The sequence below is a fragment of the Aromatoleum toluclasticum ATCC 700605 genome, from assembly GCF_000378245.1.
Classification (GTDB): domain Bacteria; phylum Pseudomonadota; class Gammaproteobacteria; order Burkholderiales; family Rhodocyclaceae; genus Aromatoleum; species Aromatoleum toluclasticum.
Genome location: NZ_KB899502.1, coordinates 63,844 through 89,890, shown reverse-complemented (window position 1 = coordinate 89,890; position 26,047 = coordinate 63,844). Strand labels below are relative to the sequence as shown.

General features: G+C 69.1%; 20 protein-coding genes. 7 read left to right on the top strand and 13 right to left on the bottom strand.

The annotated features are described in order from the left end of the window. Positions 1 to 46: 46 nt before the first annotated feature. A complete protein-coding gene (gene gltB / locus F464_RS29025; protein WP_408605236.1) occupies positions 47 to 5,986 on the top strand; it encodes a glutamate synthase large subunit in 5,940 nt (1,979 codons plus the stop codon). A 215-nt stretch (positions 5,987 to 6,201) separates the two neighbouring features. On the opposite strand, the gene F464_RS0118790 is transcribed toward gltB, so the two are convergent. Next, a complete protein-coding gene (locus F464_RS0118790; protein ID WP_232428988.1) occupies positions 6,202 to 7,158 on the bottom strand; it encodes a bifunctional OB-fold nucleic acid binding domain-containing protein/MaoC family dehydratase in 957 nt (318 codons plus the stop codon). An 11-nt stretch (positions 7,159 to 7,169) separates the two neighbouring features. Then, positions 7,170 to 8,381 carry a thiolase family protein gene (locus F464_RS0118785; protein ID WP_018991391.1) on the bottom strand — a complete coding sequence of 404 codons (1,212 nt, stop codon included), beginning with the start codon at positions 8,379 to 8,381 and terminating at the stop codon, positions 7,170 to 7,172. A gap of 231 nt (positions 8,382 to 8,612) precedes the next feature. Between F464_RS0118785 and F464_RS0118780 the strand changes: the two genes are divergently transcribed. Further along, positions 8,613 to 8,900 carry a hypothetical protein gene (locus F464_RS0118780; RefSeq protein WP_018991390.1) on the top strand — a complete coding sequence of 96 codons (288 nt, stop codon included), beginning with the start codon at positions 8,613 to 8,615 and terminating at the stop codon, positions 8,898 to 8,900. Between the two features lie 31 nt (positions 8,901 to 8,931). On the opposite strand, the gene F464_RS0118775 is transcribed toward F464_RS0118780, so the two are convergent. The 7 genes from F464_RS0118775 to F464_RS0118745 form a co-directional block, all read right to left on the bottom strand. After that, positions 8,932 to 10,359: an aldehyde dehydrogenase family protein gene (locus F464_RS0118775; protein WP_232428986.1), complete on the bottom strand. Its 1,428-nt coding sequence runs from the start codon at positions 10,357 to 10,359 to the stop codon at positions 8,932 to 8,934. Positions 10,360 to 10,399: 40 nt separating this feature from the next. Then, the gene (locus tag F464_RS0118770) at positions 10,400 to 12,004 is read right to left on the bottom strand and encodes a GMC family oxidoreductase (protein WP_018991388.1); all 1,605 of its coding nucleotides are present in this window, start codon (positions 12,002 to 12,004) and stop codon (positions 10,400 to 10,402) included. 1 nt (position 12,005) lies between these two features. Beyond that, on the bottom strand, positions 12,006 to 12,698 hold the full coding sequence (locus F464_RS0118765) for a nitroreductase (RefSeq protein ID WP_018991387.1): 693 nt from the start codon (positions 12,696 to 12,698) through the stop codon (positions 12,006 to 12,008). Between the two features lie 23 nt (positions 12,699 to 12,721). Beyond that, complete coding sequence (locus tag F464_RS0118760) at positions 12,722 to 13,513, bottom strand: enoyl-CoA hydratase-related protein (protein WP_026296139.1); 792 nt, start codon at positions 13,511 to 13,513, stop codon at positions 12,722 to 12,724. A gap of 43 nt (positions 13,514 to 13,556) precedes the next feature. After that, complete coding sequence (locus tag F464_RS0118755; protein WP_018991385.1) at positions 13,557 to 14,657, bottom strand: hypothetical protein; 1,101 nt, start codon at positions 14,655 to 14,657, stop codon at positions 13,557 to 13,559. After that, positions 14,651 to 15,754, bottom strand: coding sequence for a phosphotransferase family protein (locus F464_RS0118750; RefSeq protein ID WP_018991384.1), 1,104 nt, complete (start codon positions 15,752 to 15,754; stop codon positions 14,651 to 14,653). Before F464_RS0118750 ends, F464_RS0118755 begins: the two co-directional genes overlap by 7 nt. A gap of 192 nt (positions 15,755 to 15,946) precedes the next feature. Then, positions 15,947 to 16,624: a TetR/AcrR family transcriptional regulator gene (locus tag F464_RS0118745; protein WP_018991383.1), complete on the bottom strand. Its 678-nt coding sequence runs from the start codon at positions 16,622 to 16,624 to the stop codon at positions 15,947 to 15,949. 202 nt (positions 16,625 to 16,826) lie between these two features. Here F464_RS0118745 and F464_RS0118740 point away from each other — a divergent pair, with 202 nt between their 5' ends. The 3 genes from F464_RS0118740 to F464_RS0118730 are packed head-to-tail and all read left to right on the top strand — an operon-like array spanning position 16,827 to position 20,832. After that, positions 16,827 to 17,981 (top strand): hypothetical protein, encoded by a 1,155-nt coding sequence (locus F464_RS0118740; RefSeq protein WP_018991382.1) that lies wholly within the window; start codon positions 16,827 to 16,829, stop codon positions 17,979 to 17,981. Beyond that, positions 17,978 to 19,267, top strand: a complete 1,290-nt coding sequence (locus F464_RS0118735) for an anaerobic sulfatase maturase (protein WP_018991381.1) — start codon at positions 17,978 to 17,980, stop codon at positions 19,265 to 19,267. The genes F464_RS0118740 and F464_RS0118735 overlap by 4 nt, the downstream gene beginning before the upstream one ends. Further along, positions 19,264 to 20,832: an arylsulfatase gene (locus F464_RS0118730; protein WP_084600536.1), complete on the top strand. Its 1,569-nt coding sequence runs from the start codon at positions 19,264 to 19,266 to the stop codon at positions 20,830 to 20,832. The genes F464_RS0118735 and F464_RS0118730 overlap by 4 nt, the downstream gene beginning before the upstream one ends. Before the next feature lie 55 nt (positions 20,833 to 20,887). On the opposite strand, the gene F464_RS0118725 is transcribed toward F464_RS0118730, so the two are convergent. Both F464_RS0118725 and F464_RS0118720 read right to left on the bottom strand, forming a co-directional pair. After that, complete coding sequence (locus F464_RS0118725) at positions 20,888 to 21,067, bottom strand: hypothetical protein (RefSeq protein WP_018991379.1); 180 nt, start codon at positions 21,065 to 21,067, stop codon at positions 20,888 to 20,890. Positions 21,068 to 21,207: 140 nt separating this feature from the next. Beyond that, positions 21,208 to 23,076, bottom strand: coding sequence for a long-chain-acyl-CoA synthetase (locus F464_RS0118720; RefSeq protein WP_018991378.1), 1,869 nt, complete (start codon positions 23,074 to 23,076; stop codon positions 21,208 to 21,210). Positions 23,077 to 23,345: 269 nt separating this feature from the next. Here F464_RS0118720 and F464_RS0118715 point away from each other — a divergent pair, with 269 nt between their 5' ends. Next, a complete protein-coding gene (locus F464_RS0118715) occupies positions 23,346 to 23,546 on the top strand; it encodes a GTP cyclohydrolase, FolE2/MptA family (protein WP_018991377.1) in 201 nt (66 codons plus the stop codon). On the opposite strand, the gene F464_RS29020 is transcribed toward F464_RS0118715, so the two are convergent. Together F464_RS29020 and F464_RS0118705 are read right to left on the bottom strand one after the other, a co-directional pair. Further along, complete coding sequence (locus F464_RS29020; RefSeq protein ID WP_018991376.1) at positions 23,525 to 24,163, bottom strand: TetR/AcrR family transcriptional regulator; 639 nt, start codon at positions 24,161 to 24,163, stop codon at positions 23,525 to 23,527. The genes F464_RS0118715 and F464_RS29020 overlap by 22 nt on opposite strands. Positions 24,164 to 24,210: 47 nt before the next feature. Then, positions 24,211 to 24,978 carry an SDR family oxidoreductase gene (locus tag F464_RS0118705; RefSeq protein WP_018991375.1) on the bottom strand — a complete coding sequence of 256 codons (768 nt, stop codon included), beginning with the start codon at positions 24,976 to 24,978 and terminating at the stop codon, positions 24,211 to 24,213. A gap of 158 nt (positions 24,979 to 25,136) precedes the next feature. Between F464_RS0118705 and F464_RS0118700 the strand changes: the two genes are divergently transcribed. Further along, a complete protein-coding gene (locus tag F464_RS0118700) occupies positions 25,137 to 26,015 on the top strand; it encodes a cache domain-containing protein (RefSeq protein ID WP_018991374.1) in 879 nt (292 codons plus the stop codon). The last annotated feature ends 32 nt before the right edge of the window (positions 26,016 to 26,047 follow it).

Genomic DNA, 26,047 nt, shown 5'->3' with positions numbered 1-26,047 from the left:
ACGCCGCCTATACTGCCCAGAGCGAGACCGCGCGGAGACAGGCGCCATTTTCGAGACCCACGCCAGTTGCGGGGTCGGTGCCCTCGTCGATCTGACCGGCCACGCCACCCATGCCCTGGTCGCGGACGGCCTGCGCCTGCTCGCCAACCTCGACCACCGCAGCGCCCGTGGCGCGGAAGAGGAAAGCGGCGACGGTGCCGGCATCCTGCTGCAGATTCCCTACGCCCTGTACGCCGACGAGGTCGCCAACCTCCCGGCGCGCGGCTGCTACGGTCTGGGCCAGGCCTTCATGCCGCGCGACGGGCGCCGTCGGGCGCGCGTCCGCTGCCTGGTCGACGCCGTGTGCGCCGCGCGCGGCTTCGATCTGGTGGGCTGGCGCGAGGTGCCGGTGGAGCCGGGCGGGCTGGGACGCACCGCGGCCGAGTCGCAGCCCGCGGCGTGGCAGTTCTTCGTCACCCCGCGCGATCCCGCCGTGAGCGCGGAGGCTCTCGACCTGCACCTTTACGTGCTGCGCCGCGCGCTCGAACGCGACGCCGCGATCCATGGCCTCGCCGGTGCCGGGCGCGATCTCTTCTACCTGTGTTCGCTCGACCGCCGCACCGTGGTCTACAAGGGCCTGCTCACCTGCCCGCAGCTCGCGCGCTTCTATCTCGACCTGAGCGATCCGCGCACCGTCTCGGCACTCGCGCTGCTGCACGCGCGCTATTCCACCAACACCCTGGGCGCCTGGCAGCTCGCCCACCCCTATCGCTGCCTGGTGCACAACGGGGAGATCAACACGCTGCGCGGCAACCTCAACTGGCTGCGCGCGCACGAGGCCGAGATGGCCTCCGCCCGCCTCGGCGCGGATCTGGCCACCGTGTTGCCGGTCACCGGCGAAGGCCTGAGCGACAGTGCGGTGTTCGACCACGTGCTCGAACTGCTGGTGGTGGCCGGGCGCAGCCTGCCGCACGCGTTGCGCATGATGGTGCCCGAGGCCTGGCACCACGACGCTGCGATGGACCCCGCACGGCGCGACTTCTACGCCTGGCACGCTTCGCTGATGGAGCCGTGGGACGGCCCGGCGCTGGTGGTCGCCACCGACGGCACCCAGCTCGCTGCCATCCTCGATCGGAACGGCCTGCGCCCCTGCCGCTACTGCCTGACCCGCGAGCGGCGGCTGATCCTCGCCAGCGAAACCGGAGTGCTCGACAGCGCGCCGGCCGACATCGTGCAGCAGGGCCGGCTGCGCCCGGGCCAGCTGTTCCTTGCCGACCTCGCCGAAGGGCGCATCGTGCCCGAGGACGAAATCTTCGCCACTCTCGCCGCACCGCCCTACGGCGCCTGGCTGCGCACCTACCAGCCGCGCCTGCGCACGCTCGCACAGCGCACCGACCCACCCCCCGCCGCGCCACCGCCCGCCGTGCTCGAGCGCCTGCAGCACGCCTTCGGCTACACCGAGGAGCTGCTGCACGCCCTGCTGGAGAAGATGGCCGAAGGCGGCAGGGACCCGGTCGGCTCGATGGGCGACGACACCCCGCCGGCGCTGCTCTCCGCGCGTCACCGCCCGCTGTTCGCCTACTTCAAGCAGCAGTTCGCGCAGGTCTCCAACCCGCCGCTCGACTACATTCGCGAGGCGCTGGTGACCTCGCTCGCCGCGCCGGTGGGTCGCCACCGCAACCTGCTCGAAGCCACCCCCGCACACTGTCGCCAGCTGCTGCTCGACTCGCCGGTGCTGGCCGATGGCGATCTCGCGGCGCTGGAAGCACTGGCCGCGACCCCGCGCAACGGCATCCGCGCCTGCCGGGTGGATATCACCTTCGGCCCCGAGCAGGCGCTGCGCGAGGCGATCGACCGGGTGCGCGCCGACTGCATCGCGGCGATCGAGGAAGGCGTCGAGATGCTCATCCTCGACGACCGCGCTGCCGGCCCCGAGCGCCTGCCGATTCCCAACCTGCTCGCCACCGCCGCGGTGCATCACCACCTGATCCGCGCCGGCCTGCGCCAGCGTGCCGCGCTGGTGCTGGTGGCCGGTGAAGCGGCGGCGGTGCACCACCTGTGCACGCTGGTGGGCTACGGCGCCGACGCGGTGCACCCCTGGCTCGCCTACCGCAGCCTGGATGCGCTGGCCGCCGCCGGACGGCTCGCCCGCGCGCGCGATCCGCAGGCGGGCTACCGCGCCGCGCTGGAAGGCGGGTTGCTCAAGGTGATGGCCAAGATGGGCATCTCCACGCTGGCGAGCTACAAGGGCGCGCAGATCTTCGAGGCCATCGGCCTGGCGCAGGATTTCGTGGACGAGTACTTCACCGGCACGGCCTGCGCTCTGCCGGCGGCCGGGCTGGCGCTGTTCGAGCGCGAGGCGCGCGAGCGCCATGCCGCGGCCTGGGCTGCTCCAACGGCGGGCAATGCCCCGCTGCCGGCCGGCGGCGAGCTGTACTGGCGGCGCGACGGCGAGCACCACCAGTGGAACCCCTACACCATCGGCAAGCTGCAGCAGGCTGCGCGCGAGGCCGATGCCGCCGCTTACCGCGACTTCGCTGCGGCGGTCGACGGCGCATGCGAGGCTCCCGCCACGCTGCGCGCCCTGCTCGACGTGGTGCCCGCCGCGGACGGCGGCGTCCCGCTCGACGAAGTCGAAGCGGCCGCCGCCATCGTCGCGCGATTCGGCACCGGTTCGATGTCCTTCGGTTCGCTGAGCCGCGAGGTGCACGAGACGCTCGCCGTGGCGATGAACCGCCTGGGCGGCAGTTCCGGCACCGGCGAGGGCGGCGAACAGGTCGAACGCTTCGGCACCGAGCGGGCCTGCAGCATGAAGCAGGTCGCCAGCGGGCGCTTCGGCGTCACCGCACAGTACCTCGCCGACGCGCGCCAGATAGAGATCAAGATGGCTCAAGGCGCCAAGCCCGGCGAAGGGGGCGAGCTACCTGCCGGGAAAGTGGACGCCGGCATCGCCGAGGTGCGCTTCACCGTGCCCGGCATCGGCCTGATCTCGCCGCCGCCGCACCACGACATCTACTCCATCGAGGACCTCGCCCAGCTCATCCACGACCTCAAGTGCGCCAGCCCGGCCGCAGAGATCCACGTCAAGCTGGTGGCCGAGGCCGGCGTGGGCACGATCGCCGCCGGCGTGGCCAAGGCGCGCGCCGACGCGGTGCTGATCTCCGGGGATTCGGGCGGCACCGGCGCCTCGGTGAAGACCTCGATCAAGGGGGCGGGCAGCGGCTGGGAGCTGGGGCTGGCCGAGACCCACCGCGCGCTGATGGCCAACCGCCTGCGCTCGCGCATCCGCGTGCGCGTCGACGGCGGCTTCCTGACCGGGCGCGACGTGGTGGTGGCCGCGCTGCTCGGCGCCGAGGAATACGGCTTCGGGACCGCGGCCCTCGTCGCGCTGGGCTGCATCATGTTGCGCAAGTGCCACTGCAACACCTGCTCGGTGGGCATCGCCACACAGGACCCGGAACTGCGCCGCCGCTTCGCCGGCGCCCCCGAGCACGTGATGAATTACCTCAGTTTCGTCGCCGCGGAGGTGCGCGCATGGATGGCGCGCCTGGGGTTCCGCCGCATGGACGAGATGATCGGCCGGGTGGATTGCCTGAAGGCGCGCGCGCTCGTCCATCCCAAGGGGCTGACGGTGGACGTGTCCGCCCTGCTTGCCCCGGTGCCCGGCGACGACACCCCGCGCCGCACCCGCGCGCAGGATCACAAGCTCGCCGCCCAGCTCGACCACGTCCTGATCGAACCGGCGCTGGCCGCGCTCGCGCGTGGTGAGTGCTACACGCACCGCCTGGCGATCACCAACCGCGACCGTAGCTTCGGCACCCTGCTGAGCCACGAACTCACCGTCCGCCACGGCGCGCGCGGCCTGCCCGCCGACAGCATCCGCCTCGATTGCCACGGCCACGCCGGGCAGAGCTTCGGCGCCTTCCTGTGCGCCGGGATCAGCCTGCATCTGACCGGGGACGCCAACGACCATGTCGGCAAAGGACTCTCGGGCGGGCGCATCGTGGTCGCCACCCCGGCCGACGCCGGCTATCCGGCCGCCGGCAACATCATCGTCGGCAACGTCGCGCTCTATGGCGCCACCGCGGGCGAGGCCTACATCAACGGCCAGGCCGGCGAGCGCTTCGCGGTGCGCAACTCGGGCGCGCAGGCGGTGGTCGAGGGCGCGGGCGACCACGCCTGCGAGTATATGACCGGCGGCGCGGTGATCTTCCTCGGACCGGTCGGTCGCAATTTCGGCGCCGGCATGAGCGGCGGCGTGGCCTACCTGCTCGATGCCGACCCGCAGCTGCGCCTGCGGCTGAACGGCAGCGACCTGTGCGCCGAACTGCCGGACGAGACGCGCGACCACCCGCGCCTGCACCGCCTGCTCGCCCGCCACGCCCAATTCACCGGCAGCGCACTCGCGCGCGAACTGCTGGCGGCGTGGCCGGGGACCGCGGCGCGCTTCCTCAAGCTCATCCCGGCGGCCTACGCCGCGCTCACCGAAGCACGCCCCGCCCCGCCCACGGTCGCACCGCCGGCGAGCGAGAACCACCCCGACGGCTACCGTCGCCACCCGCGCATCCCCATCGCCTACCGCGCCCCGGTCGAGCGCGTCGGCGACCACCGCGAGATCTACGCCCCGCATTGGGACGCCGCGCAACTGCGCACCCAGGGCGAGCGCTGCATGGACTGCGGGGTACCGGCCTGCATGGCCGGCTGCCCGATCGGCAACCGCATCCCGGAGTGGAACGACCTGGTCTCGCGCGACGACTGGCGCACCGCGCTGGACCGCCTGCACGCCACCAACAACTTCCCGGAATTCACCGGCTACGCCTGCCCGGCGCCCTGCGAGCCGGCGTGCACGCTCGCCGTGAGCGGCGAGGCGGTGACCATCAAGAGCATCGAGCGCGCTATCGTCGATCGCGGCTGGGACGAGGGCTGGATCCTCGCGCAGCCGCCCGCAAGGCGCAGCGGGCGGCGGGTGGCGGTGGTCGGTTCCGGCCCGACGGGAATGTCGGCCGCGCAGCAGCTCAACCGCGCCGGCCACCGCGTGACCGTGTTCGAGCGCGACGATGCCGTCGGCGGGCTGCTCACGTACGGGATTCCCGACTTCAAGCTCGCCAAGGCGCGCGTCGCCCGCCGCGTCGAGCAGCTCGCCGCCGAAGGCGTGGTGTTCCGCACCGCGGTGCAGGTCGGCGTCGACCTGCCGCTCACTCGCCTGCGCCGCGAGTACGACGCGGTGCTGCTCGCGCTCGGCGCGCCGGTCGCGCGCGACGTGCCGGCCGCCGGGCGAGCTCTGGCGGGCATCCACTTCGGCATGGCCTACCTGGTCGCCGAGAACCGCCGCCAGGCCGGCCGCCCTGCGGCGCCGCTCGATGCGCGCGGGCGCCGCGTGCTGGTGCTGGGCGGCGGCGACACCGGCGCCGACTGCGTGGCCACCGCGCACCGCCAGGGCGCCGCCCAGGTCAACCAGGTCAGCATCCACCCGCGCCCGCCGGACCAGCGCCCGCCGGGCAACCCGTGGCCCGCCTGGCCGCAGACCTTCGAGCCGACCTACGCGCTCAAGGAGGGCGCGCGCGCGGTGTTCGGCCTCAATTCGGTGGCCTTCCTGGACGAGGACGGCGACGGCCAGGTCGATGCGGTGCTGTTCGAGCGCGTGCGCTGGCAGCGCGACGCCGCGGGACGGCGCACCGCCAAGGAAGTGCTGGAGTCCGGCATCCGCCTGGAGGCCGATCTGGTGCTGATCGCAGCGGGCTTCGCCGGCCCCGACCTCGCGCCGTTCGCAACGTCCGGTCTGGCGCCGGACGGGTGCGGCGTGCTGGCCGCGAACGCCACCCTGATGACCGCGCTGCCCGGCGTGTTCGTCGCAGGCGACGCCCGCCGCGGCCCCTCGCTGATCGTGTGGGCGATCGGGGATGGCCGCGACGCCGCGCGCGCGATCGACCGCTACCTGGCCGGCGCCAGCCGGCTGCCCCCCAGCCTGGCGTCCGCCAACCCGCCGCTGAGTGCGCGGGGACTGTAGCACCGCCGGCGCTCCGATCCGCCGCTGCCACGTGGGCCGTCTCCGTTCGTGCGCAACGGCCCGAAACGTGCCGTTCGACGACGCGGAGCTCCGTGCGGCAGGCGGGTATCAGAGCGACCCAGGCGTTCGAAACTCCGGGCACGCCGAAAAAAAGGCCGCTCACCCGAAGGGCAGAGCGGCCAATAAGGAGAGGACCACACGAGACCACTACAAAACTACATATACAGAATCACCAGATCGTTGATGACCGACGGGCGTTCGTTGCCGACGACATGGGTGGTCACCTCCAGCGTCAGCTGCGTGCCCTTGGTGAGCTTCTCGACCGATTTGACCCGCGCCCGGGCGTGGATGCGGGAGCCGGCCGGGACCGGTGCGGGGAAGCGCAGGCGATCGGATCCGTAATTGACCATGTTGTTGAAGCCGGTGACCTCGAAGCCGAGCGGCATCTTGAGGCGCGATTGCAGGATCTGCACCAGCGCGCCGTGCGCGATCGTGCCGCCGAAGGGGCTTTGCTTCGCGGCACGCTCGGGGTCCGTGTGGATCCAGTAGTCGTCGCCGGAGAGTTTCGCGAATTCGTCGATGAGCGCTTGGTCGACGACGACCTGAGTGCTCCACGGCGTGAAGGCATCGCTCACCAGCGACTTCATCGCCGCCTCGTCGTCGAAGCGCACCTGGCGCACCGGGGTCGCGGCGATCTCGGCGGCCACCTTCGCGTCCGCTGCGGCCGCGAGCGCTTCCGGCGTGCTGTCGACACGGGCCGGGAAATCCTTGTCCGCCGCGGTGAAGCGCAGCAGCGTCGCACCATCCGCGCGCACCTTGTCGAACACCGGCTTCACGCGCATGCCGATGCGGATTTCGTCTTCGTTCAGGCCGACCAGCGTCGTGTTGATGCGCACGCCTTCCTCGAGTTCGACGACCGCGAGTTTCTGCGGCATCTCGTCGGCGAAGTCGGGCAGCGTCGGGATGCGCGCGATGGTATAGGAATAGACTTGGCCGGCTCCCGACACCTCGCGCCATTCGACGTCGTGCGAGAAGCAGCGGTCGCAGTGGCGCCGCGGGTAGAAGATCCAGTGACCGCAGGCGGTGCAGTGCGGAATCCGCAGCACGCCCTCCTTCAGCGCATTCCAGAACGGCGCCGAGATCTCGGTCGCCACCGGCATCGGTTTGTTCATCGACATCTTCGTCACGCTCCCTGCAGGATCAAGGCGCCCTGCTCGCTCATCACGCCGCCGGTGCCGGACACATACACGCGGTCGCAACGCTTCAACTGACGATCGCCCGCGCGGCCGGCAATCTGGGTGAAAGCCTCGACCACCTGCGACATACCGCCGGCCGAACCGGCCTGACCGAAACTCAGCTGGCCGCCGTGCGTGTTCATCGGAAAATCGCCGCGCCAGGTGAGGTCGTGCTCGCGCACGAAACGCATGCCCTCTCCTTTCTCGCAGAAGCCTGCATCCTCGAGAGTGAGCAACGCCGTGATCGTGTAGCAGTCGTAAATCTGAGCCGCATCAACATCGGACGGCTTGATCCCTGCCATCTCGAAGGCGCGCCGCGAGGCCGGGCCGATGGGGGTGTCGGTCATCTCGGCTGCATAGGAGGGCGACTTGAAGGCGAGGTGTTCGCCGAAGCCCGTAACGAAAGCCGGCCGGTTGCGCGCGCGGGCCGCGAGTTCCTTCGAAGCGACGATCACCGCCGCGCCGCCGGCGACCGGCATCACGATCTCCAGCACGTGCAGCGGGTCGGCCACCATCTTGCTCGCCAGCACCTCTTCCGCGGTGAGCGGCTTGCCGAAGAACATCGCGTCCGGGTTCGTCAGCGCATTGGTGCGCTGGTCGACGGCGATCTTCGCCATCGCGAGCGGGTCGTAACCGTACTTGGCCGCGTAGCGCTGCGCGATCATCGCGTAGCCGGTGTTCTGGCCCATGTGGCCATAGGGCAGGTCGAATTCCGCTTCGGGCGCGCCGAAGGCGGTGCTGTGCCCGCCGAAGCGCATCGCCCGCGCCATCCACGCCGGGTCCTCGTCGGGACCGAAGGGGGCCATGCGCGCCGGCAGCACGCACAACACCGCCTGGCACAGCCCGAGTTCGATCGCGGCAGCCGCACGCCAGATCATCCCGACCGAGGTGGTGCCGCCCAGGTCGACGACCTCGGCGAAGTTGAGGCTCATCCCGAGGTACTCGGCCGCCATGGCGGGCACGAAGACCGAGGCCTCGTGGAACTGAGGGCCGTTGATGACCAGGCCGTCGAGATCCGAGGCCTTCAGTCCGGCGTCCTGCAATGCCCGCGCCGCTAGATCCGCCACCTGTTCGAGATGGAACATGCGCGGTGCGGTCGCGTACTTTTCGGGCTTGTACTGCGCCGCCCCGACGATCGCGGCCTGTCCTTTCAGTCCCATGTCAGCCCCTGTTCGCGATTTTTCCCTTGCCGCTGCCGGCGATGAGGGAACGATGCCATAGGCCGTAGCGCCCGGTAATCGTTCAAATCGACTAGGCCGGACCGACCTTCCCTTCACGCCTGCTGCAATCTAGTCCGCATGAATGATGCGCGCGCCGCCGACCGATGCAAACGTCGACACACTGACGACGCCACGCGTCGGCGGTCACATTCGATACGAGGAGAACGACACGTGGAAGCACTCATCCCCTGGGTCGGCCTGATTGGCCTGATCGGTCTCGCCGGATTGGCCGGCATCAAGTCGCCCGTCGTACGCTCGCGGCCGGGCGCGGCGATTCGCATCCTGGGTCTGCTCGGCCTCGCGGGCCTGAGCGGCATCTGGATTCCGGGTGCAGGCGCGATGGGCGCTTTCGGCGCACTCGGGCTGTGGAACCATCAGTCCAGCCGCCTTGCCTTCTGGGGACGAATGGGGTGGACGGGACTGTTCGGCGTGCCCTTCGCGCTGGCCGCCCTGCTCTGAGCACACCGGCCCGGTGCTGCCGGGCCCGTTTTCACATGCGCAAGGTCTTGAGCAGGCGCTCGTAGAGCTGGCCTGGATACGGCGGCACCAACCCGAGCGCCTTGCGCGGGTCCCACCAGCCGCTGCGATACACGGTCCGCGGGTGGCTGAACTCCTCGAAGCCCTCACGCCCGTGATACACCCCCATGCCCGAAGCGCCCACGCCACCGAAGGGCGCATCGTGGGCGGCAACCTGCATCAGCACGTCGTTGATCGCGACCCCGCCCGAAAGCGTGTGCTGCAGCACCTGACGCTCCTCGCGCCGGTCAGTGCCGAAGTAGTACAGCGCGAGCGGCCGCGGGCCGTCGTTGATGCGGCCGATCACCTCGTCGATCACGTCGTAGGATTCGACCTGCAGCAGCGGGCCGAAAATCTCCTCCCGGGCGATGCGGCTGTCACGCGGCGGGTCGATCACCAGCCGCAAGGGGCGGCGCCGTCCTGAGGACGCGAGCCCGCCGCCGCAGTCGACGATGCGCCCGCCACGCGCCGCTACCTCGTCGACACAGGCATCGAGTCGCGCGCGATGTCGCTCGTCGACGATCGCCGTGAGCAGCGCAGGTCCCCCGTCGGCGGGAAACAGCGTGCGATGCACGTCGCCACAGGCGGCGACGAAGCTTTCCAGCGCATCGCGCGGCACGTACACGGTGTCCGGACTGACGCAGATCTGGCCGGCATTCATGGTCTTGCCGAGAAGGATGCGCTCCGCTGCCTTCCCGATGTCAGCGCTACGGCCCACGATCACCGGCGACTTGCCACCAAGTTCCAGCGTCACCGGCACCAGCTGCTCGGCGGCCGCGCGCATCACGCGCACGCCGGTGGCCGAGCTGCCGGTCAGCACGAGGTGGTCGAACGGAAGCGCGCTGAACGCGACCGAGACGGCCGCGTCGCCATTGACCACTGCGACTTCGTCTTCGCCGAAGGACGAAATCACGGCATCGCGCAACAGCTCCGCGGTGCGCGGTACGAATTCGGAGGGCTTGAGCATGGCGCGGTTGCCCGCGGCAAGGACGAAGGCCAGCGGGGCGAGCGTCGTGAAGAGTGGCACGTTCCACGTCCCGAGCACGCCGACCACCCCCTTGGGCATGTGCTGCAGCTCCACGCGCCCGCCGAACAGGTTGAACGGAAACACACCGCTCCGGCGTTCGGGCTTCATCCACTGCCGGACGTGCCTACGCGCGTACTTGACCGAGTTGAAGGTCGCCATGACGTCGTTCATGAGCGAGATCTCGCGCGGACGGCCGCCGAAATCCGCATCCAGCGCGGCGCAGAAGTCATCGGCACGGTCACGCAGGAGTACGAGCAGGCGGGTCAGGCGGTCGATGCGCAGCGCAGCGCTCACCTCGCCGCCGCTGCGCTGCGCGTCCTTCATCGCGCGCAGCGTCTCCATCAGTGGGTACGGTGCCTCATTCGGAATGCTCAAATCGTTCTTCCCGCAAAATGGAATGCTGGCCGGCGGCGCTTCAGCGCGCCCCGGCACGGATGAAGGCGGCCGCCCGCTCGCCGATCATGATGGCCGCCGCATTGGTGTTGCCGGAGATCAGCCGCGGCATCACCGACGCGTCGGCGACGCGCAGGCCGGCGACGCCGCGCACGGCGAGCTGCGTGTCGACGACCGCACCGGCGTCCTCGCCCATACGGCAGGTGCCGACCGGGTGGTGCCCGGTGGTTCCGGCGCGGCGCGCGTAGTCGGCCAGTTCCTCGCGGCTCCTCGCGCCGGCGCCGGGATAGACCTCGCTCGCGGTGATCGCGGCCAGCGCCGGCGCCCCGGCGATACGCCGTGCCCAGTCCATGCCGGCGAGCGTGAGTTCCAGGTCGTGCTCCGTGCTCAGGTAGTTCATGCGCACCAGCGGCTTGTCGGAGGGGTCGGCGGACGCGAGCGCCACCGATCCACGCGAGGAGGGACGGCAGACATTGGGCGCGAGCGTGTAGCCGGGAAAGGCGTGCAAGGATTTCTTCTCGCCGTCCAGATCACCCGACAGCGGCAGCACGTGGAACTGGATGTCCGGGCGCACGACCTCCGGGCGGCTGCGGAGGAAGATGCCGACCTCCGCGGCGGGCATGGTCATCGCCCCGCGCTTGCGCACCAGATACTGCAGCACCTCGAGCAGCACCCTCGCGCCGCCGAGCCGGCCGTTCATCGACGGCTGGCCGTCCTGGAGGCGCCACATCAGCGGCACGACGAGGTGGTCCTGCAGATTGCGGCCGACGCCCGGCGAGTCGACGTGCACTTCGACGCCATGACGGGCGAGTTCGCTGCCCGGCCCGATGCCCGAAAGCATCAGGAGCTGCGGCGTCACGATAGCTCCGGCGCACAGGATCACCTCCGCCCGCGCCCGGGCCTCGCGCACTTCGCTCCCGACGCGGTAGCGGACGCCGACGGCGCGCTGGCCCTCGATGAGCACGCGGCTCACCGCCGCGCCGGTGTGGATTTCCAGGTTCGGGCGGCCGCGCGCGGGCCGCAGGTAACCGTGCGCGGCCGAGCAGCGGCGCGCGCCGGACAGGGTCGCCTGGTACAGCCCAACGCCCTCCTGGCTCGCGCCGTTGAAGTCGCGCGTGCGCGGAATCCCGGCCTGCTCGGCGGCCCTCATCAGGATCGCGGCGAGCGGCGTCGGATCGACGAGGTCGGACACTGCGATCGGCCCGTCGTTGCCATGGTGGGCGTCAGCGATGGCGAGATTGCGCTCGATGCGCAGGAAATGCGGTGCCACGTCCTGCCAGCCCCAGCCGCGCGCGCCGTCGGCCGCCCAGTCGTCGTAGTCCTCGCGCTGGCCGCGGACGTACAGCAACCCGTTGATCGCGGAACTGCCGCCGAGCACCTTGCCGCGCGGCAGCGGAATCTTCCGGCCGCCCAAGCCCGGTTCGGCGGCGGTCTCGAAGGCCCAGTTGAAGGCGCTGTCCGGCTCCTGCGTCTTGCCCCAGCCGGCCGGCATGTCGATCAGGAAGCTGTCGTCGCGGCGGCCCGCCTCCAGCAGCAGCACATGGCAGGCTGCATCCTCGGACAGGCGTGCGGCGACGGCGCAACCGGCGCTGCCCGCGCCGACGACGATGTAATCGAAATCCTCCACCTCAGGTCTCCCGGATGCGCGTGCAGGCGCCGACATCGCGCGGCAGCTGCAGCGAATTGACCGCCGCCGACGGATCTGGCCGGCCGAAGGACATGCCGAACACGAGCTGCCAACCCGGCTCGATGTCGAACTCGGCGCGGACCAGATCGGGGTGGAAGCTCAGCGCGGTCTGCGGGCAGCTCGCGTAGCCCATGCTGGTGAGCGCGAGCATGAAGGTTTGCGCGCACATGCCCAGGTCGGCCGCCTCGCGCGTGCCGGCGCCTGGCGGCAGGAAGTAGAAGGCCGCATGCGGGGCGTCGAAGAAGCGGTAGTTGCGCATGAACTGCGCCATGCGCGCCGCCTTGTCTTCGCGCGGGATGCCGGCGGCGCGATACAGGGCCTCGGCGGCGGCGAACTGGCGTTCCTGCTGCACGCCCTCGTAGCGGCCGTCGTAGGGGAAGTCCGGTTTCATGCGTCCGGCACTCATCGCGTCGCTGATCGCCGCGGCGAGACGATCGCGCACGGCGCCGCTCGCGACCGCGATCAGCCAGGGCTGGGTATTGCAGTTCGACGGTGCGCGGCACGCCAGCGCCAGCGCCCGCTCGATGTCGGCGCGCGGCACGGGGTCGGGCAGGTAGGCGCGGCTGGAGATGCGACGTTCCACCACGTCGGCAAAGCTCGCCGCGAGCGATTCGCCTGCTTCACAGTTCTGCATCGGAAAATCCTCGTCGTGCGCGCTCAGCGCCCTTCCCAGACGGGAGCGCGCTTCTCGTTGAAAGCCATGATCCCTTCGACGACGTCGCGGCTCGCGCGCATCGCCTCGATCGCCGCGTAGCCGCCCGCATCCTGACGCCGGATCGCCTCGTCGACGGGCAGCCCGATGCCTTCGCGCACCGCGGCCTTGGTCGCGCGCAAGGCGAGCGGCGCATTCGCGCACAAGGCCTCGCACCAGCGTGCGATCGCCGCGTCCATGCCGCCCTCCTCGACCACCTCGTTGACCAGCCCCCAGACCTCCGCCTGATCCGCGCCGATCGCACGCCCCGTGAGCAGGAGATCCATCGCGCGCTTCATGCCGATCTGGCGCGGCAGCCGGTGCATGCCCCCGGCGTAGGCGACGGCGCCGATGCGCGGCTCGGGCAGCGCAAAGCTGGCATTGCGCGAGGCGAGCACGATGTCGCACGCGAGCGCGACCTCGAAGCCGCCGCCCATCGCGATGCCTTCGACGGCGGCGATGACCGGCTTGTCCAGATCGAAGCGGCTCGTCAGGCCGCCATAGCCGCTGTCGGGGATCCGATACGGCGCGCCGCCCTCCAGCGCCGTGCGCATCGCGCGGATGTCGCCGCCGGCGGAGAACGCTCGCCCGCCGGCGCCGCGCACGACGGCCACCCACAGCTCGTCATCTGCCGCGAAGGCCTCGAAGGCCTCGGCCATCAGGGCCTGCGTTTCCGGGTCGAGCGCATTCATCGCCTCGGGCCGGTTGATGGTGACGGTCATCACGCGACCGTCGATTCGGGTCAGTACCTTGCTCATCTCGTGAAACTCCTGCAATGCGAAGGGGCGCGGCAGGCGCCGTTCACCCGGCCACATCGGCCATGCCGTGGAAACCCGAAGGCGCATGCACGCCGACAATCATCTGCTCGAGCACGCCTTGGCCGCGCTCCGGATCGCGCCCGGGCCGCCGCAGCTCCGCGCTGCACACCGCCTGCAGATGCACCTGCGCGAAATCGTTCGGGTCAAGGCTGCCGGTGTCGACGCGCTCGAACGCAGTCGCGGAGGGGCCGTGGTACATGCCGTGCCCCCACACCGGATGGTTGTAGCCTTCGCCCTGTTTGTAGATGGCCGGGCCGCAATCGATCGCGACGCTGACTTCGCCGCCCTCGGGCAGCGTGCCGACGATGCTCGCCTGCCCGATCTGACGCGACCCCGCGCGGTAGCGCGCGGCGTGGCGCACTGCTTCAAGACGAACCGGCGGGCCGCCGTCCGCGGGCACCAGCACTGCGGCGCGGTTCCATCCCTCGCCCGCGGCATCGTCGTTCGTATGGAAGAACAGCATGCAGTCGTCGAAGTGCAGCGGCGCCCAAAGCCAATACCACTGAGGCTCCCCGGCGGCCGCATGCGGGCGCGGATCGCGGGCACCGAGCGGGCGAATGCCCCAGGAGCGGTCGCGGGCGCCCAGCCAGCCGTCGATGACGAACGGCTCGCCCGCAAGGGCGACCTCGCCCGACCACAGCCCGCCCTGCGTCATGCGGGTGAGGTCCAGCACCGTCATCGTGCCCGCCCGATAGGTGAAGCGCGGTTCCTCGACGGGCGCGGCGCGTCCCGTGAACTCGAGTTGCGCGAAGCAATCGTGGGCAGGGTCGGAGACCTTCACGCGCAGCTTCTGCAAGGGTTCGACGACCTCGATCACGATCGGCCCCACGCGCGTATCCATGCGCTCGCCGTCGAGGTGGCGCGACGCGAACACGCGATGCTGCACGCCGTCGCGCTGGACGAAGAAGGCGGCGTCGATGAGGTTCAGATGCGGATAGACGCCGAGCGCGGCGCCGAAGAAGACCGTGGCGTCACGGCTGTAGCCCTGGAAGTAGTAGCGGTCGTAGAAATTCCTGTCGCATCCGGCGAACGCCACCGGTTCCGCGCGCTGGTGGATCGGGAAGTCGTCCCCAGCGCTCAGCATCCCCGGCCTCTTTCGGCGAACGGCAGGCGTTGTTCGGCCGCGATCAGGCGCAGCGTCGCGCTGCCGCCGTTGTCGAGGTCCATGCGCTGCCCGGCTGGAACGAGGCCGCGGGCCATGAACAGGCAGCCGATGCGCGCCATGATCAGCGCGAACTTGAAGGCGCAGAACACCTCGTAGTAGGGCAGATCGTGCGCCGTCTGGCCGCTGCAGCGCTCCCAGTGCGCGATGGTCTCGTCGCGCCCGGGCAAGCCTTCCAGGCGCGGGAAGCCGTACCCGTCGCACAGGGAACGGTCGAGCACGATCCACCACGCGAGATCATCGACCGGATTCCCTAGATGCGCGGACTCCCAGTCGAGCAGCCCGCTGCAGCGGTCGTCCTCGGGGTCGAACAGGCAGTTGCCGAGCTTCGGATCGCCCCAGCACAGCGCCACGGGGCTGCCCTGTGGACGGTGGGTCTCCAGCCAATCCAGTGCCGCGCGCAGCAGCGGATAGGGTTCGGCCAGGGACTCCGCCCAGGCGAGGAAGGCGCGCGAATCGCGCAGCTGGCGATCGAGGGGCGATTCGCCCGCGGAGGGCTGGTCGAGGAAGCCAAGGCCCAACGCCGTCCAGTCGAGCCGGTTCACCCGCGCCATCATCTCGACGCCGTTCAGCCACACGGCGCGCCGACGAGCGGGCGGGAGATCGTGCAGCCAGCCCGCCAGATGGTAGGGCGGGTTCTCGCCGGGCGCCCGTCCTGGCATGCGCTCCATCACGTAGAAGGAGCGGCCGAAGGGATTGCCGACCTCGCTCCCTTCGGCGTAGCCGAACAGGCGCGGCACCGGGATGCCACTACCTGCGAGCCGCTCCATGCAGCGGTACTGGAACGACAGATCGTAGGTCGGAAACAGCGCGACCTCGGCCGGCTGCAGGCGCAGCACGGCGGGCAGGCGCTCGCGCGCATCGTCCGCGCCCCACTCCAGATCGAGCAGCCAGGTTTCGTTTGAGAATCCCTGGATCGGGGGACGGACGTCCTTCACCGCCAGGGCGGGCTTGTCGGGCCAGCCTTGCCTCAGCCAGCCGGCCAGCGCAGCAGCAATCGCCTCCGGGCTTGTTTCCATGCGTCGGATCTCCTCATCTCTTCACACGAGGCCCTTCAGTAGCGGGCCGGATGCGAAAAGTATAGAGAGGCGCCGACGATACCGTGATTCGCATTCCCGGCTCCGCCGGGTTGCGCGCACATGCTTGTTTCTACACCTGTTTATCGATGCGATCGGGATTGCCGCGCAGGCGTTTCGCGTTTTTCGTCAGGATCACGGGGGCGACGTGAAGCCGAGCGCACCCAGCGCCATGCCGAGCAGGCAGTCGAGGAACATGGGCCGTCCGACGCGCTCGGGCGCATCCTCCAGCGCGACGCGAATCGCCGCCCGCATAGCCATCGCGATCATGTAGGCCGCCATGTCCGCCCGCTCCGCGTCCAGCGTCGGAACATAGAGCTTCACGAAGGCCCCCCACGCCTCTTCCACGTACTGGCGCGTGTTTTCATACGGTCCGAGGCGCAGGCCGACCTGCAGGTCAGGGTGATACTTGAGGTGGAATTCGCGGTTGAGTCGGTGGAGGCGCAATTCCTGCCGGACCATGTTGGCGAGGATTTCGCGCAAGGCTCCCTCCAGCGACAGCCCGACGATGCGCTCCCTCAGCGCCGGCACATGGACGGTCGCCTCCTCGTGCAGGATGTGGTCGAAGGCGAGGCTGACGATCGCCTCCTTGTTGGGGAAGTACTGGTAGATCGACCCGACGGCCACGCCCGAGACGTCCGCCAGACGATTGACCGTCAGCGCCTCGGCGCCCTCCTCCTCAAGGATCTGCAGACAGGCTTCGATCAGCGCCGCCACCAGCGAACGCGAACGCGACTGTGTCGGCAGTTTGCGCGGTGCCGGCAGGCGCCCCTTGCCGAGGGCCGTGTCGCGCGGAGTCTTCCTGGTGGTCATGAGAATGCGAGGCCTCCGGGAACCTCGCCCGAGGCTCCCCGTTTTTCTTAATCGAATCCGTCACTTGCAACCCGAATGCGGCCTCCGCCAATGCGAATTCCGGGCCTCCCCGACGGCTCCCTATACTTTTCTTCAACTCGGCGGACGGCTTGGCCGACCCTGACGCCCCCAACGATGAACTTTAACAAACGGGAGACCTGCGATGAACGGAGGCACGCTGGGACCGCTGCTCGCGGCGGACGAGGGCTTCAACCACCAGATCGTCGAGACCTTCGCGAGCGTGAGCCAGACCGACCTCGCATGGACCGAAAAGGTCTGCGGCATGGCGGCGGCGCGCGACGGTTCGCTGCAGATCGGGTTCGGCTTTGGCAAGTATGTTAACCGCAACGTCGTCGACGGCTACGGCGGCGTCTCGCGCGGGGTCGAGCAATGGGCGGTGCAGGCGAGCCGCGAACTCTCGCGGGCCCCGGACGACGTGGACGTGGGGCCGCTGCACTACGAGGTCATCGAACCGTTGGAGCGCGTGCGCGTGCGCCTCGACCCCACTGAAGCGCAGCCGATCGCCTTCGAGCTCGAACTCGAAGGCATCGTCCCGTGCTTCGTCGAGGAACGCGAGGACCGCCGCGGGCTCACCGGCTACCGGCGCACCGCCGACCAGATCCGCTATCACCAGACCGGGCACGCGCGCGGCTGGGTCGAGGTCGCGGGCCGCCGCACCGACGTCACGCCGGACACCTGGATCATGACGCGGGACCATTCGTGGGGCATCCGGCCGGGCGTGGGCCGTCCGGTGACCGACATCGCCCCCGAGATCGTGGATTCCGAACACATCCGTGTGCTCGCCGTGTGGAACCCGCTGCATTTCGTCCGTCCGGACGGCAGCACCTACGCCTTCCACCAGTACTACCTGCACTACGCGGCGCCCGGCTTCGAGCAGAAGCGCGTGCAGGGCCACTTCGAATACGCCGACGGCCGCCGAGTGCCGGTCGCGGCGATCGAGCCGGCGCTGCGCTTCGCACCGGCCAACCGCCGGCTGCTGGGCGGCAGCTTCCGCCTCACGATGCCCGACGGCAGCACGCGCGAACTCACGGCGCGCCCGCTCGGCGACACGGGCTTCCACCTCGGCGGCGGGCTCTACCACCGGCTCGACGGCCAGTACCACGGCGAATATCGCGGGCCGCTGCACGTCGCAGGCGAGTATTTCGCCGACTGCTCGCGGCCCGAGGTCGTCGCGGTGCTGAACCAGTTCCGCGACTGCATGATCGAGGTCAGGGACAGCGCTACCGACGCCGTCGGCTGGGGCAACTGCCAGACCTACGTGTCGGGCGCGTGGCCCCAGCTCGGATTGCCGGCATGAACGCCGAGGCCGTCCCGCGCTGCCAGCTCCCGCCGCTGCCCCCCGGGCGGCATTACCGCTTCCATGTGATGGCGAAGCCGGCCGGCGCCCTGTGCAATCTGGACTGCCCCTACTGCTTCTACCTGCACAAGAGCGAGCTGCTCGAACACCCGCGCAATGCGCGCATGGACGACGCGCTGCTCGAAACCCACATCCGGCAGTACATCGAGGCGCAGACCGGGGACGAGGTGGTCTTTTCGTGGCAGGGCGGCGAACCGACCGTGATGGGGCTGGACTTCTTCCGCCGCGTGGTCGAATTGCAGGCGCGTTACCGCAAGCCCGGCCAACGCATCGAGAACGACCTGCAAACCAACGGCCTGCTGCTCGACGACAAATGGGTCGCCTTCCTGAAGGCGCACGGCTTCGTCGTCGGCCTGAGCCTGGACGGCACGCGCGCGCTGCACGACCGCTACCGGCCGACCAAGGGCGGCGAGCCGACTTTCGATCGCGTCGTCGCCGCCGCCCAGCGCCTCGCGGCCGCCGGTGTGCCCTTCGCGCTGCTGTGCGCCGTCAATCGCGACGTCGCGCGCGCCCCGCTCGAAGTCTATCGCGGCCTGCGCGCCATTCCCGGCACCTACCGCATCCAGTTCACGCCCTGCGTCGAGACGCGGGAGTTCAAGGCCCGCGCCCCGGCCTTGAGCAGCACCGCCGACCGCGTGCCGCTGGGCGCGCCGCGCAGCCGTCCCGACCACCCGCTGTCGATCGTCACTGAATGGTCGGTCGATGCGCGCGACTACGGCGATTTCCTGTGCACGCTGTGGCGCGAGTGGCTGGCGAACGACTTCGGCCGCGTGCACATCAACGTCTTCGAGACCGCGGTCGCGCAGTCGCTCGGGCTGCCGGCGCAGATGTGCACCAGCGCGCCCGTGTGCGGCAAGGCCATGGCCCTCGAGCACGACGGCGAGCTCTACGCCTGCGATCACTTCGTCTATCCGGAATTCCGCCTCGGCAACATCCGCGAATTCCATCAGGGCGACCTCGCCTTCTCGCGCAAGCAGACCGAATTCGGCCTCGCCAAGCACGACAGCCTGCCGGGCTGGTGCCGGCGCTGCCCGCAGCTGAATCTGTGCTGGGGCGAGTGCCCCAAGAACCGCCTGCTGCGCACGCCGGACGGCGAGCACGGCCTCAACTACCTGTGCGAGGGGCTGCAGGCCTTCTACGCGCAGGTCGCCCGGGACATGCCGGAGATCCGGCGCCGGCTCGGCGTACATGCGCCGAGCACCACCCCTAGAGGAGACACCCGATGATGAACTTGCGTCCCACACGAGCAGCAGGGCGAACGCGCACGCCACACCGCCACCTGCTCGCGACATTGATCGCGGCGGCGCTCGCGGGCGCCCTGCCCGCCCAGGCCGAGGCACAGGCCCCGAACAAGCCGCCCAACATCCTCGTGATCATGAGCGACGACGTCGGCTACGCCAACATCGGCCTGTATACGCACGGCATGATGGTACCCACGCCCAACATCGACCGCATCGGCCGCGAGGGGATCCTGTTCACCGACCACTACGCGCACCCGAGTTCCACGGCCGGCCGCGCCGCCTTCATCACCGGCCAGTTGCCGATCCGCACCGGCCTCACCACCGTCGGCCTGCCCGGCTCGCCGGTGGGACTCGACGCGCGCGACCCGACGCTGGCCGAGGTCCTGAAGGCCGCAGGCTACCGGACCGGCCAGTTCGGCAAGAACCACCTCGGCGACCGCAACGAGCACCTGCCGACGGTGCATGGCTTCGACGAATTCTTCGGCAACCTGTACCACCTGAACACCGAATCGGAGCCGGAGCTGGCGATGTGGTCCAAGGACCCGGGCTTCAACCAGCGCTACCGCCCGCGCGGCGTCCTCGACTGCGTGGCCGCCGACCGCGACGAGGGCGACAAGGACGCGCGCTTCGGCCCCTGGGGCAAACAGCGCTGCAAGGATACCGGCCCCCTCACGATGAAGCGCATGGAGACGGTGGACGAGGAGTTCATCGAGCGCACCGAGCGCTTCATCCGCAACTCCGTCGACGCGGGCCAGCCCTTCTTCGCGTGGTTCAACCCGGCGCGGATGCATATCTACACCCATCTCAAGGAAGCCTCGAAGGGGCTCGCCAAGGACATCTCCTCCGAGTTCGACATCTTCGGTAGCGGCCTGATGGAGCACGACGGCCACGTCGGCCAGCTGCTCGCACTGCTCGACAAGCTGAAGATCGCCGACAACACCATCGTGATCTACACGTCCGACAACGGTGCGATGACCTCATGGTGGCCGGACGGCGGCACGACGCCCTTCCGTGGCCAAAAGGCGACAACCTGGGAGGGCGGCGTACGCGTGCCGATGCTCGTGCGCTGGCCGGCGGCGATCCCCGCCGGATCCGTATCGAACGGCATCCAGACGCACGAGGATCTGTTCACGACCCTCGCGGCGGCGGCCGGACAGCGGAACGTCGCCGAACGCCTGCGCAACAGCGACCATGTCTGCATAGACGGCGTCGACAACCTCGCGCACTGGCAGGGCAAGGGGCCCTCCGCGCGGAACTCGGTGATCTACTACAACGAAAGCGAGCTGACGGCCGTGCGGATCGGCCCGTGGAAATCGCACCTGAAAACCCGCGAGGGCTTCTTCGACCACCTGCAGCCGAGCGCGCTGACCTTCAACCTGCGCATGGACCCCTTCGAGCGTCACGACGGCCACAAGGCCGACGAGCTGTCGATGCGCATGGGCGTAGCGTGGGGCGGGCAGGTCTATGACCTGATCGGCGCGCACATGCGCTCGCTCAAGGAATGCCCGCCGCGGCAGAAGGGCGGTACGCTGGGTATCCGGACGAACTGAGGCGCCGTCTGCGCGCCGGCCCTTGGACGGCCGGCGCGGAGGCAGGCAGGCGCGGCTAGCGCATCGTCAGTGCGGCGAAAAACTGGTCTGGCGAAGCCCGTCCCAGGACGGTTCCGTGGCAGTTGTGAACGGACGCTGCGCAGGACGCAACGCTGCCTTCGGAGACGCTCCCCTTGAACCACTGGGAACCGAGGAAGGCGCACAAGGCGCCGAGCACGAGCAGCTTGATAGTCATTGTCTCTCTCCAGTCGGGCCTCTGACGGGCCTCTTTACTGACCGATCCCGATCCGCCGGTCCCGTTATCGGGAACCGGCGCCGGTCCGATGCATGACACAAAGTGCGCCCGCCGGAGGCGGCGCACATCGTCCAAACGGACTATGTCGCCGGGGCGCTTGCGTCCCGGAATTCGGGCAGTCCGGCTTCCGCCAAAGCGTCGGGGGAATACGGCAGATACGTGCATTCGGCGTCGCTGCGGATGTAGAGCGGATCGTCGAATGCCGTGGGGTCGTAGCCCTGCCGCTGCAGGTCAACCTTGCGCAGCTTGAAGGTCGTCGTAAGGTCGGCCGCCCGCGACACACGTACGAAGAGCGGGGCCGCATAACGGGGCAGGCGCGCCTCGGTCAGCGCATAGAAGGCGTCGGGGTCGAAGCGATGCCCTTCCTGCATCACGACCGCCGCCATCCCCGCGCGACCCTCGTGTTCAGGCACCTTCACGCCGTAGATGTTGATGAGCTCGGCCCCGGGATAGTCCGACAGCGCGTCGGCCACTTCCATGGTCGACACGTTTTCGCTTTTCCAGCGGAAGGTGTCGCCGATGCGGTCGACGAAGTAGAAATAGCCGTCGTCGTCGTAGCGCAGCAGATCGCCCGAACTCCAGTACGCGTCGCCCTCGACGAAGACGTTGCGCAGTACCTTCCTTTCCGTGGCATCCGCCGAGGTATAGCCTTCGAAGCGCCCGCCCCCGATTTCGGGATGGTCGACGATGTAGCCGATGCCCTCCCCGACCTCGCCGGGCTGGCACAACAGGTAGAAGCCGCGCGCATCGCGCACGTGTTCGCTGCTTTCGAGGTCGTAGCGCACGAGACGGAAGTTCGTTTTCTCCCAGTACGGCACCCGACCGCAGGAGCCGATGCGGTTGTCGACGTTGATGAGGTTGGCGTTCGCCTCCGTCGATCCCCAGCCCTCGAAGATCTGGATCGGCCCGAAGCGCTCGACCCAGCGCTGCCAGGATTCGGGCGTCAGGCCCGCCCCCATCATGCAGCGCAGGCTGTGCTCGCAGTCGCGCTCTGTGGAAGGCAGGTTGAGCAGATAGCGGCAGATCTCGCCGATGTACTGGCACACGGTAACGCCATAGCGGCGCACGTCGCTCCAGAACTCGCGGGTGCTGAACTTCCGGCGCACGACGATGCTCGCACCCGCCTTCAACGCGGTGGACGTCACCGAGGTTGCCGCGGCACCGTGGTAGAGCGGCAGGAAGCAGTAGAAGACGTCATTCGGGCCGGCGTCGACGGTGTCGACCATGACGTCACCCGACGACATCCAGCGCATGTGGCTGTAGCGCGCGGCCTTCGGCAGCCCGGTGGTGCCGGACGTGAAAATCAACAGGGCCGGCGTCTCCGCAGTGATCGGCGCACGCGGTTCGCGCGGAAAGGAGTCGCGCGACGCGCGCTCGACCTCCTCCTCGAAATCAGTGTCGCCAGCCCGACGCATGCTCGCGGGTGCCGGCTTTTCCGCATCGGGCAGCAGCCACTGCATCGCTGCCGGGAGGCTCTCCGTAGCGGCGAAATTCGGCAGACACTCCTCACCGATCAGCACCGCCTTCGCGCCGGTCGTCTCGATGGCATGGAAGAGCGGGCGCCCGCTTACCTGCGTGTTGATGAAGGCGGCAACGGCGCCGAGCTTCGCCAGGCCGAACCACGCGAAGAAGAACTCGGGGCGATTCTCGATCGCCATCGCGCAGACGTCTCCCGGTCCCAAACCGCGTGCACGCATAGCGTGCGCAAACTGGTTGGCGCGTGCATCGACCTCGGCATAGCTGTAGCGGGTATCGCCGTAAATGAGGAAGGTCCGTCGCCCCTGAACCGCGGCCTGCGCCTCGACGCGGTCGGCGATCGTATACAGATCGCGTGGCTTTATCAGCGCACTGCTCTGGGCGCGCCGATCAAGCTTTGCCTGCGTCTCATCCCGCGAGACGATGTCCACCGAAGGCTGCGATGCGTTGCGGGCCGCGATGCCGTTATCCATGCATTTGTCTCCGTTATTTCTGCTCTCTCGCCCCTCACGCGCAGCAATGTCACATGGGAGGGTAGGAGGGCCGGCAACGAGAAGCGCCGGCACTCTTGACGGGACCAATCATTTACCCGGAGGGGGGAGCGGAACATCGTCCGTTGAGACTAATGCGCGTGATGACGGCGAACCATCCATACGGGGTACCGGCTCCACCGTCTGAATGGACGATGATGTGATCGGCGCGGCAGCGGACGATGCGATCGAGCCCTCACCCGAACGACGCGATGAAACTCAACGACATCCCCGACGTCCAGTCCGCACACGACGCGTGGCGGGTGCGCGACCGCAGCGGCCACTCGCAGGGCTCCGTAGCGGTCTTCGACATGCAGGTGGATCTGCCGCAGCACTTCAAGGGCACGCACATGTCGCGCTTCGGCGAGATGATCGAGCGCACGGCCCGAGGTCAGTTGTGCTCGAGCACGTGACGGACCGCGTCCATCACTCCCCGCTTCAGGAGTGCGTGATCTACCTCGATGCCCCGCACGGCGCGGGCGGTGATTCCGAAAAGGATCGCGCTGATCAGTTCATACTGCGCGGCCATCCGCGCCTCCAGGGCCGCGCCCGCCAACCCGGTGTTGACCAGACGTAGACTCTGGTAAGCGCTTTCGCGCGCACGTCGGTCGAGCGCATGCACGCGCGCGGAAATGCAGGGATTGCGTGCGCTCTCCGCGAGAATTTCCAGACGCAACCGCGAGTTCTCCGGATCGGCGTACTGGAGCGCGATGTCGCCCGATCGCGCGACGATCGCGTCCACGACGTTGTGTTCGACGCGCACCGCGTCGTGTATTCCGAGCAGGGCGTCGAGTTCCGCCTCCGCGATCGCGGTGATGATCTCTTCTTTATTCTTGAAGTAGTAGTAGATGTGACCGGCGCTGACGCCCGCCACCGCGGAGATGTCCGCGATGCTCGCGCCGTGGAACCCCTTGTCGCGGAAACATTCCTCCGCCGCATCAAGGATCTGCCGGCGGCGGGCCTCCGGCCCGCTTCCCGGCGCATCGCCCCCCTCCCGCTGGGGCAGAGCGGTATGCACTTCGGACTTCACGCTTTCCGCCGCTTGCGCCGCTGCGTCGCCATCGCCCGGGGCGGCGTTCAGAAGCGCTCCGGACGGGTAAGCGCATCCATACCACCGTCGACGAAGACCACCGTGCCGTGCACGAAACTGGCCTGCTCCGACTGCATGAAGCCAACGACTCTGGCGATCTCGTCGGGGCTGCCGTTGCGGCCCAGCGGCGAGACGAAATTGCGGATGGCCTCGCCATAGCGCGGATCCGACAGCGAAGCCTGCAGCAGCGGCGTCTCGACGGCGCCGGGCGCAACCACATTCAACCGAATGCCGCGGCGGCCCCACTCGACCGCCTTGCGGCGCGCAAACACGGTGATCGCATACTTCGAACCGGCATACGCGGCCTGCGGATTGCCCATCGCGTCGGCCTGCGCCTTCGCCGCCGCCTCGTCGCGCGCGAGCATCAGCTCGACCATCGGGAGCTTCTCGATGCCGGGGTGCGCCGAAGCCACCGAGCCGATCAGCAGCACAGCCGGCTTACTACCATGCGCGAGGGCATCGGCCAGGCCATCGACCAGCTCGCTCATGCCGAAATAATTGACCGAGACGATCAGCCCGCAGGAGCTCGCGGTCGGCCCCAGGCCGGCACAGCACACCAGACCATCGAGCACACCGTCGCAGGCCTCGATTGCAGCAGCAACCGCCGCCTGCCGCCCCTCGGCGGTGGAGAGATCGGCCACGATGTCCGCATCGCGCCGATCAATGCCGATCACGCGGTGCCCCGCCTGCTGCAGTTGCCTGGCGACAGCGGCTCCGATCCCTGATGCCGAGCCGGTAACGACGGTTACAGTCATGCAAATCTCCTCGAATGGAGGCGACGCCCAAAATCGCCCTTTGGCCGAGTATCGGGTTTCGGTCCACTGTCGGACATCGTCCGGCCGGACTAAGAAAGCTCTCGCGGACCGCCCTACAATGAGCCTCGCCGCAATCTTCTTTGGGAGGACGTCGCGACATGGCTCCGCTGAGAACCCTCATACTCGCCGCAGTGCTGGGCATTGCAGTTAACACCATGTCGCTCCATGCGGAAAATGCCGCACCGCGCGGCGAGCAGGAACGAACGGCCATCGCGCGCACCCAGGCGCTGCTCGATCGCGCCGAGCAGCATCTGCGCGACAAGGGCGAACAGGCGCTGGCGACCTTCAGCCAGGCGGGTGCATTCCAGGACGGCGACCTCTACGTCTACGTCCTGGATACGGACGGCAAGCTGATCGCCAGCGGCGGCTCGTCGAGCGCGCTGATCGGGCGCAACGTGCGCGACATGACGGATTCGGACGGCCGTTTCTTCTTCCGCGAGATGCTGGGCGGCGCCAAGACCGCCAGGACCGGAACCGTCGAGTACCGCTGGTACAACCCTGTGCGCAACCGTGCCGAACCCAAGATCGCGACCTATCGCACCGTCGGCGACCGCATCCTGGTCGTCGGCTACTACGCCCCGAACGCGTCGATCGAGCTCGCCAAGTCCATGCTCTGGCGCGCGGTGCACGAGCTGAAGGTGCACGGCGACCACGCCTTCGAGCGCTTCAACAGCCTGAACGGCGGTTTCGTCCAGGACGACCTGTACGTGTTCGTGGTGGGCCTGGAGGACGAACTGGTCTACGCGCACGGCGGCAGTCCGCGTCAGGTGGGTCGCAAGGCGGGCGAACTCGTCGACGCCAAGGGCAAGTACTTCATCCGCGAGATGATCGCGTTGGCCAGGAGCAAGGGCGAGGGTGAGGTGCACTATGCCTGGCGCAACCCCGCCAACCTGAAAGTGGAAAACAAGCACAGCTACATCGTGCGCGTCGGCAAGTACCTCGTCGGCGCGGGCGCCTACGCCGGACCCGTCCAGTGAGACCGCCGGACGTCTTTGCGCAGCAGCGCGCT